Raw genomic sequence first — 1,564 nt, forward strand, 5'->3', positions numbered from 1 at the left:
CGAATTGAGTCGATTCGAGCGAACTGGAGTCCCTCACAGCGCTACCTGCGCGGCCTGCTTGTCGGAGGAACGTTCTGTTATCAATCGCAGCAGATCCTGCGTGAGGCCGGCCTGGTCGTCTGCTCCAACGCCCCGTTGGATCCGGCAAACCAGCTCGCCCCCACCGAGCCGAGCCGGGGGCACACGCTCCTGGACATGGGCGACGAAGTCTTCACGTTGGGCAGACTGCATCCTATGATCGATGGCAGCCTCCGCCGCCAGCGGATGCTCGCCGACTTCGCCGATCCTTCGGTCGCCGTCCTGCTTCTCGACTTCGTCCTCGGATTCAACGCCTCCCTCGATCCAGTGGGCGACGTAGCCGATGCCCTGGCCGCGGGGCAGGCAAGCCGGCCGAACGATGCCGGGAAGGTGGCGGTGGTCGCCTCGATCAGCGGCACCGAGGGGGACCCGCAGGACCTGGACCGGCAGACCGAGAAACTCCGCCAGGCAGGCGCCCACGTCTTTGGCAGCAACGCCCGGGCAACGTCCTTTTGCCGCGATCTTCTCATGCCGACCTAGGAGCTGCGATGGAACCGAGAGCCGACAAGACTCTGGAAGAGCCACTCGTCGTCATCAACCTGGGCCTGTCCGGATTCGCCCAAAGCCTCGAACAGCAAGGCGTGCAGGTCGTTCAAGTCGATTGGCTGCCGCCGGCGGGCGGCGATCAGGAGATGATCGACTTGCTGGAGACTCTCCTGTGAGCTCTTGCTTAACGATCACACCTGTACGTCGTCAGACCAAATGGGACAAAGGGAGCGATTTGCCAGGACACCCTTCCCGGCCCTGGTATCGCCTACCTGGAGGCAGAACGGCCGAGTAGAAGGAGAGCGCGGAGGCCACTGTGCGTACGATCCGCCGGGCAACCCGGAAGAAGTACTCGGCGGAGGAGAAGATCCGGATCGTGCTTGAGGGACTGCGGGGTGAGGCCAGCGTCGCTGCCCTGTGCCGCCGGGGCGAGACGGCCTGCGGTGCGGCGCAGATGTCGGGAGGCCCGCGAAGCCGCCAGAACCATCGCCCGCTTTCACAGCCACCCCCGCTTGGCCAAGCGTCACGTCTGCTAGGTCTACCCGCGCATCTGCTGGCGCAAGGTGCAGGGCGTTGCCGTGGGCGCCGTCGCCCGACACCTGGCCAAAGACACCTGCGGGGTTCTTATCCGGAAGGAGCCATCAGCAGAAGCAAGACCCAAGCTCCTTGCCGATCAGCCGCCTGCGTCAAGCACATGCAAGCGCGCCCAAGACATGTGGGCCCGAGTCACGACTCGTGTGATTGCAGAGCCCCTGCAGAATCTACTCATGCCGCTCCGACGCCGAATATACGTCTCCAAGCTTACCAGCCCAGCCCGCTCGTGAAAGGCCCACCTGCATCCTAGGGCAGAAGCACGCAGCTGACTTGACAACCGCAGCGCTTTGATGGATGGCTTGACTCGAGGCCTCGACTTGTCCCCCTCTTGCTGAGACGAACCATCCCTGAACCACTGTGACCGGAGTCGGTCTCGAGCGCAGCCTTACTGCAGCCGGGTCTTGCG

The 1,564-nt window shown here is 64.1% G+C and carries 2 protein-coding genes; both read left to right on the top strand.

What is annotated here, in order from left to right:
- A partial coding sequence (locus tag MUO23_03645) for a hypothetical protein (protein MCJ7512048.1) occupies window positions 1-558 on the top strand: 558 nt, incomplete at its 5' end.
- Window positions 559-566: 8 nt separating this feature from the next.
- Window positions 567-740 (top strand): hypothetical protein, encoded by a 174-nt coding sequence (locus MUO23_03650; GenBank protein MCJ7512049.1) that lies wholly within the window; start codon window positions 567-569, stop codon window positions 738-740.
- Window positions 741-1,564 lie beyond the last annotated feature (824 nt).

The organism is Anaerolineales bacterium (assembly GCA_022866145.1).
Taxonomy (GTDB): Bacteria; Chloroflexota; Anaerolineae; order Anaerolineales; family E44-bin32; genus PFL42.